This is a genomic window from Achromobacter sp. D7-1 (assembly GCF_059760445.1).
On record NZ_JCBAMT010000152.1, the window covers coordinates 1 to 7010 of the forward strand.

6 protein-coding genes are annotated in these 7010 nt (G+C 67.6%); 2 read left to right on the top strand and 4 right to left on the bottom strand.

Annotation, left to right across the window (positions count from 1 at the left end; translation table 11 throughout):
- Window positions 1-33: 33 nt before the first annotated feature.
- From AC6LKD_RS32250 to AC6LKD_RS32265, 4 genes are all read right to left on the bottom strand, one after another.
- Window positions 34-1029 (bottom strand): D-2-hydroxyacid dehydrogenase, encoded by a 996-nt coding sequence (locus AC6LKD_RS32250; RefSeq protein WP_498118515.1) that lies wholly within the window; start codon window positions 1027-1029, stop codon window positions 34-36.
- Window positions 1030-1039: 10 nt separating this feature from the next.
- Entirely contained in the window at window positions 1040-1999 is a 960-nt protein-coding gene (locus AC6LKD_RS32255) for a Bug family tripartite tricarboxylate transporter substrate binding protein (RefSeq protein ID WP_207468347.1), read from the bottom strand.
- A gap of 82 nt (window positions 2000-2081) precedes the next feature.
- Window positions 2082-2882: a class II aldolase/adducin family protein gene (locus AC6LKD_RS32260; RefSeq protein WP_498118516.1), complete on the bottom strand. Its 801-nt coding sequence runs from the start codon at window positions 2880-2882 to the stop codon at window positions 2082-2084.
- Window positions 2883-2989: 107 nt separating this feature from the next.
- Window positions 2990-3916 carry a LysR family transcriptional regulator gene (locus AC6LKD_RS32265; protein WP_013395186.1) on the bottom strand — a complete coding sequence of 309 codons (927 nt, stop codon included), beginning with the start codon at window positions 3914-3916 and terminating at the stop codon, window positions 2990-2992.
- 220 nt (window positions 3917-4136) lie between these two features.
- On the opposite strand from AC6LKD_RS32265, the gene AC6LKD_RS32270 reads away from it, so the two are divergent.
- Both AC6LKD_RS32270 and AC6LKD_RS32275 read left to right on the top strand, forming a co-directional pair.
- Window positions 4137-5435, top strand: coding sequence for an imelysin family protein (locus tag AC6LKD_RS32270; RefSeq protein ID WP_498118517.1), 1299 nt, complete (start codon window positions 4137-4139; stop codon window positions 5433-5435).
- Entirely contained in the window at window positions 5432-6940 is a 1509-nt protein-coding gene (locus AC6LKD_RS32275; RefSeq protein WP_498118518.1) for a di-heme oxidoreductase family protein, read from the top strand. Before AC6LKD_RS32270 ends, AC6LKD_RS32275 begins: the two co-directional genes overlap by 4 nt.
- Window positions 6941-7010 lie beyond the last annotated feature (70 nt).

The following is a 7010-nucleotide window of genomic DNA, read 5'->3' on the forward strand; positions in this document are numbered from 1 at the left end:
GTCCGGACTTGCGTCCGGGCGGCGACAGGCCATTCAGGCAATGCTGCGATGGGCCAGCGGCTCGCCTGCGAGCCAGCGATTGAAGTTGTCGACGAACAGGGCGCGCACGCGCGCGGCATTGCCGTCCGAGAACCCGGCGCTGTGCGGCGTGACGATGACGTTGGGCAGTCCCCACAGCGCCGAATCCGGCGGCAGCGGTTCATGCTGGAACACATCCAGGAAGGCGCCGCCCAGGCGCCGGGCGCTCAGCGCCGCGATCAGTTCAGGTTCGTCGATCACGTGGCCGCGGGCCACGTTGACCACCATGGCGTGGGCGGGCAGCGCGGCGAGCGCGTCGCGGCCGACCAGGTTGCGCGTGACGGGCGTGAGCGGGCAGGCCAGCACCAGCCAGTCGGCAGCGGGCAGCAGGGACGGCAGGTCGCTGTAGCTCACGGTATGGCGGGCCTGCGGCACGGACGCGCCGCTATGGCGCGCGACCGATATTTCCAGCCCGAGCGCGCCCAGCAGCGCGCCGATGCGCTGGCCTATGCCGCCCCAGCCCACCACCACGGCATGCTGGCCGGCCAAATCCCGGGGCGTGCGCGCATCCAGCAGCGGACGCCAGGCGCGGTCGCGCTGGTCGGAGGCCAGTAGTGGCAGGCGGCGCGCCAGCGCCAGCACGCCCGCGATGGCGCTCTGGGCAACCACCGGATCGCTGGCGCCTTGCGAGGTGGTGACCGCCACGCCGCGCGCGTGCAGGCTCAGGTAGATCTCGCGGTCGGCGCCGGCCGAGTGCACATGCACCCAGCGCAGCGCCGGCGCGTGCCGCATCGCCTCGTAATACAGCGCCGTGGATGGCTGGATCTCGAACTTGGTCGAATGGCCCGTGATGTCGCGCGAGACGAAGGCGGCCTCGGCAGTCATGGGCTGGCCCGCCACCGGGTGGACCAGCCCATAGCGGCCGGCGGCCGGCGTACGGTCCAGCGCCAGGCGCAATGGCGGGGCTTCGGCCGGCGAGCACAGGATGCGGATGTCGGAACCTTGCGTCATGGCACCGGCTTCAATGCGCTTCGGGGGCGAACTTGCGCACCAGCACCGCCCACTTGTCGTGTTCGCGCTTGATGAAGGCGCCGAATTGCGCGGGCGTGCCGCCAACCGGCTCGGCGCCTTCGCGCAGCATCTGTTCGTTGAGCGCCGGCAATGCCGCATTGACCTCGCGGTTGACGACCTCCACCACCTGCTGCGGCGTACCCTTGGGCGCGAAGAAGCCGAACCAGGAACCGGCGTCAAAGCCCGGGTAGCCTGATTCCGCGATGGTGGGCAGTTCCGGCAGGGTAGCGGAGCGCTGTGCGGTGCTGACCGCCAACGCGCGCAGCTTGCCGGAACGGATATGTCCTATCACCGACGGAATGGTGGCGAACATGAAGTCGATGCGCCCGGCCAGCAGGTCGTTGACCGCGTCCGCGCCCTTGTAGGGCACGTGCGTGGCGTTGACGCCCAGCTCGTCCATCAGCATGTAGCTCGACAGATGCGAGGACGTGCCCACGCCGGTGGAGCTGTAGTTGAGCTGGCGCGCGCTCTTGACGTACTTCAGGAAGCCCTGGATGTCCTTGGCGGGGGAGGAGGGCGGCACCACCAGCACATTGGGCACGGTGGCAATCTGCACCATGGGGATCAGATCGGTCAGCGGACTGTAGGGCAGCTTGTTCAGCGAGGGATTGACGGCGATGGGACCCACGGAATTGACGATCAGGGTGTGGCCGTCGGCCGGCGCGCGCACCACGAACTCCGTGCCGATGTTGCCGCCCGCGCCCGGCTTGTTCTCGACCACGAAGGGCTGGCCCAGCTTCTGCGTCAGGGTATTGGTGACGCTGCGCGTGAGGGTGTCGGTGGTGCCGCCGGGCGAGAATGCCACGATGACCTTGACCGGCCGGTCGGGATAGTCCGCGGCCGCGGCCGGCGCCAGCGTACAGACGCCAGCCAGCGCTGCGGAAGCGAGCAGGGCTCGTGCAGTGTTCATGATGTCTCCTCGCGTGGGTATGGTGGTGTTTTCGATGGCGCCGTGCCGCCACGCCGGCCGGCGCCTGCAAAATCGAAAAAACTCAGTCGCGATAGCTGGGGTCCAGCCGGTCCAGCTTGCGCAGCAGGGCGGGCCACTCCATCACGCCATAGGGCCGGCGCGTGCCGGGCTGATAGTTGTTCCAGGTTTCCTGCAGCACCGACGCGGCCACGGGTTGCAGCCGCGCGCCCGTCGCCATGGCCGCCAACTGGGAGCGGCAGGCCAGCTCCAGGCGGTGCATCCAGTTGAAGGCTTCGCCCACGCTGCGGCCCACGGTGAGGGCGCCGTGGTTGCGCAGGATCAGCGCTTCGCCCTGACCCAGGTCTGCCAGCAGCGAGGCTTGTTCCTCGACGCCGAGCACCACGCCCTGGTAGTCGTGGTAACCGATCTTCAGGAAGCGCATGGCGGTCTGGGTCAGCGGCAGCAGCCCGCATTCGAGCGAGGACACGGCCATCGACGCCCAGCTATGGGTATGGATCACGCAATCCACTTCATGGCGGTGCGCATGCACCGCGCTGTGGATCACATAGCCGGCCTTGTTGATGCCGTAGTCCAGCTCGCCGAAATCGGGCCGCGCCAGGATGCTGCCGTCCAGATCCACCTTGATGAGGCTGGACGCCGTGATCTCCTCGTACATCATGCCGTAGGGGTTGATCAGGAAGGCGTTGTCTTCGCCCGGCACGCGCGCCGAAATGTGGTTGGCCATCATGTCGGCCATGCCGTAGATTTCGACCAGGCGATAGCAGGCCGCCAGGTCGACGCGGGCCTTCCATTCCGCTTCGGTGCAATGCGGACGCATCGAGGCTATGCGCAGGCGTCCCCCGGCTTCGGTGTCAGTGGTCATCGGAATTCGTGAAGCTCCATTGCCGCCGCACCATGCCACGGCATCCATGCGTGGCAATTTATCTGCGCAGCTGGGCAGGGCCTAGCCATGGCCCCGGCATGGGGGCATCACGAATCGAGAAGGGTCGCGCCGGGCCAGCCGCCGTTGCGTACCAGGGCGCGCATCACGTCCAGCAGCACCACGCGCGCGGCCAAGGCGGCCGGCGACAGTTCTTCGTCGTTGATGCAATAGACCAGGTTGCGGCGGAACAGGAAGGGATCGTCGATGGGATGCATGCTCAGCAGCCCGGACTCCACCCGGGCCACGGCCGCGCCGGGCTGGATGGTGGCCAGCGGATTGGCCTGCACCAGATCCATCAGCGTGGTCAGCCCGTCGACCTCGACGCCGATCCAGGGCTCCACGCCGGCGCGTTCGAAGGCGGCTTCAACCCAGGCCCGCAGGCCGTGGGCCTTGCTGGTCACGGCCTGCGGCAGGCTGCCCAGCAGCGCCATGGTGATGGGCTCGCCGTCGGGCAGCGCGACCATGCCGCGCCGGGCCAGCAGGAACAATCTTTCGTCCAGCACCGGGATGGCGCTGCGGCCCTGGCTGCTGTCGTTCTGGAACAGCACGGCCAGATCGAGCCGCCGCCCCGTGAGCAGTTCGCCCAGGTTGCCCGACAAGCCCTCGACCAGATGCAGCCGCACGTTCGGATAGCGTTCGGCCATGGCAGCGTAGAACGGCCGGGCCAGCACCGATGCGGTGGTGGGCGCGAAGCCGACGCTGACCATGCCGGCCAGCCGCGCCTCGCGCGCTGCCGCGACGGCGTTTTCCGCATGCCGCAGCGTCAGTTGCGCCTGGCGCAGGAAGGCCGTGCCGGCCGGTGTTGGCACCACGCCCCGGGGCGTGCGCACCAGCAGCCGCGTGGCCAGTTCGCTCTCCAGGCGGCTGATCTGCTGGCTGAGCGCCGAGGCGACCACCTCCAGCTCGCGCGCCGCGCGGCCGATGCTGCCCAGTTCTGCGACGCGGACGAAGTAGCGGAGTTGGCGGAGTTCCATGGCGCAAGGCGGGGGCGGAGTAGAGGATAGTAGTCGCTGCCGATGGCCGCGCGCCGCTTTGCCGCCTCGGGGAAAACCTGTCTGCCGGTTCAAAGAAATGTCAGGTATCTGACTTTATTCTGAACACCAAACGAAAATTGTTTACACTCTCATCCTCAAAATTCGAGGTTGAGCGGGCCGCCGTGGGGGCGGTTGCCGCTCGAGTTACGGGAGAAAGTCGATGCGCAAGTTGCTGTTGGGAGCGGTGTTGGCCGCCGCGGTGTTCGGGGGGACGGCCCAGGCCGCGGTGGAACCCAAGGCCGTGGTCGCCACGTATTCGGATCTGGCGCTGGCCGGCTATGAAGATTCGCTGACCTCCGCCAAGACCCTGCGCACCGCCATCGACGCCCTGATCGCCAAGCCCAGCGCCGAAACGCTGAAGGCCGCGCGCGAAGCCTGGCTGGCGGCCCGCGTGCCGTACCAGCAGACCGAGGCCTACCGCTTCGGCAACCCCATCGTCGACGACTGGGAAGGCCGCGTCAACGCCTGGCCGCTGGACGAAGGCCTGATCGACTACGTGGACGCGTCCTACGGCACCGAGAACGACGAGAACGCCTACTACGCGGTCAATGTCATCGCCAACTCCAAGATCTCGGTGGGCGGCAAGACCGTCGACGTCAGCAAGATCACCCCCAAACTGCTGTCCGAGATTCTGCACGAGGCCGACGGCAACGAGGCCAACGTGGCCACGGGTTACCACGCCATCGAATTCCTGCTGTGGGGCCAGGACCTGAACGGCACCGGCCCCGCGCCGGCCGACCGCAAGGGCACGCCGCAGGAGCGCCATGCCGGCAACCGCCCGCACACCGACTTCGATACCAAGCAATGCACGGGCGGCCACTGCGAGCGCCGCGTCGAATTCCTCAAGGCCGTGACCGACCTGCTGGTGACGGACCTGGAAGAGATGGTCGGCAACTGGAAGAAGGACGGCGCCGCGCGCAAGGCCGTCGAGGAAGATCCGAAGGCAGGCCTGATCGCCATGCTGACCGGGCTGGGCAGCCTGTCCTACGGCGAACTGGCCGGCGAACGCATGAAGCTGGGCCTGATGCTGCATGATCCCGAGGAAGAGCACGACTGCTTCTCGGACAACACGCACAACTCGCACTACTACGACCAGATCGGCATCCGCAACGTCTACCTGGGCGCTTACACCCGCATCGACGGCAAGACCGTCAAGGGCGCCAGCCTGTCGGAGCTGGTCAAGGCGCGCGATCCCAGGCTGGATGCCGAAGTGCGCGCCAAGCTGGACGCTACCGTGGCCGCCATGCAGGCGATGAAGACGCGCGCCGAAACGGTCGAAACCTACGACCAGATGATTTCGGACGGCAACAAGGAAGGCAACGCCGTGGTGCAGGCCGCCATCGACCGCCTGGTCGACCAGACTCGCAGCCTGGAGCGCGTGATCGCCCTGCTGGACCTGGGCAAGGTCGCCATCGAAGGTTCCGACAGCCTGGATAAACCTGACGCCGTATTCAAGTGAAACTCGTTTTAGCCGCCGTACTGGCGGCGTCGGCCCATGCCGGCGCCGCCGCCGCTCCAAGCGGGCGCGACGACCTCACGCCCGAGGATCTCAAGCGCGTGACCGCCATCACCGCGCCTACGCAGGACTTCTCGAAGGTAGAGACCTTCGAGACCATGCAGGCCGGCGCCACCACCACCAACAAGCTCATCAACGCCGACATCTTTTCGCAGCCGTCGGCCAACATGAGCTTCGAGGGGCGCCAGGAATTCCAGGTTGGCAACGGCCTGTTCCGCAAGGACTGGGTCTCGGCGCCTGCCTCCACCCAGGCCTCGGACGGCCTGGGACCGCTGTTCAACGCGCGTTCCTGCCAGGCCTGTCATACCAAGGACGGACGCGGCACGGTGCCAGGTTTCGATCCTCTGGAGCGCACCGACGCGGTGGCGCTGCTGCTGCGCCTGGCCGTGCCGCAAGGCCCTGACCGCGGCCACCCCAAGCTGGCCCCGGGCGAGATTGCGGGCCTGCCCGAACCCGTCTACGGCGTGCAATTGCAGAACTTCGCGGTGGCGGGCCTGCCCGTCGAAGGCCGCATGGAGATCGAATACCAGCCGGTCGCGGTCGCGCTCAACGGCGGCGAAACCGTCACCCTGATGAAGCCTGCCTACCGCATCGAGAACCTGGGTTACGGTCCGATGCGCGCGGACACGCAGATTTCGCCGCGCCTGGCGCCGCCCATGATCGGCCTGGGCCTGCTGGAATCCATCCACGAGGCCGACATCCTGGCCAACGTGGGCGCGGACAAGCGCGATGGCATCGTCGGCAAGGCCAACTGGGTCACCGATGTGCGCACCGGCGCGCGCGTGCTGGGCCGCTTCAACCTGAAGGCCGGCCAACCCACGGTGGAGCAGCAGAGCGCTGCCGCCTTCTCCAACGACATGGGGCTGTCCACGCCCTTGTTCCCCAAGCATTCCGGCGACTGCACGCCCTCGCAGAAGCAGTGCCTGGACATGCCGCACGGCGCGCAGCCGCGCTTTGGTCCGGAAGAAGTGCCGGCCAAGCTGATGGACTTCGTCACCATCTATTCCACCAATCTTGCCGTGCCGCAGCGGCGCGATGCCGACGACGCGCGCGTGCTGGCTGGCAAGAAGCTGTTCTACGAAGCCAATTGCGTCGCCTGCCACGTGCCCAAGTACGTCACCAGCCGCAATGCCAAGCAGCCCGAACACCGCTTCCAGCTGATCTGGCCGTACACCGACATGCTGGTGCACGACATGGGCGAGGACCTGGCCGACGGCGTGTCCGACGGCGAAGCCAATGGCCGCGAATGGCGCACGCCGCCGCTGTGGGGCATAGGCCTGACCAAGACCGTCAATCCGAACGCGACCTGGCTGCACGACGGGCGCGCGCGCACCTTGCTGGAAGCCGTGCTGTGGCATGGCGGCGAGGCCAAGCCCGCGCGTGACCGCGTGGTGGCGATGACGCCCGAAGAACGCGCCGATCTCATCCGTTTCCTGGAGTCGCTGTGATGGCCGGATTTGTCCAAGAAGTGTTCAAGCGCGCCGCGGCGGCCGCGCTGGCCGTGGCCGCGCCCTCGGC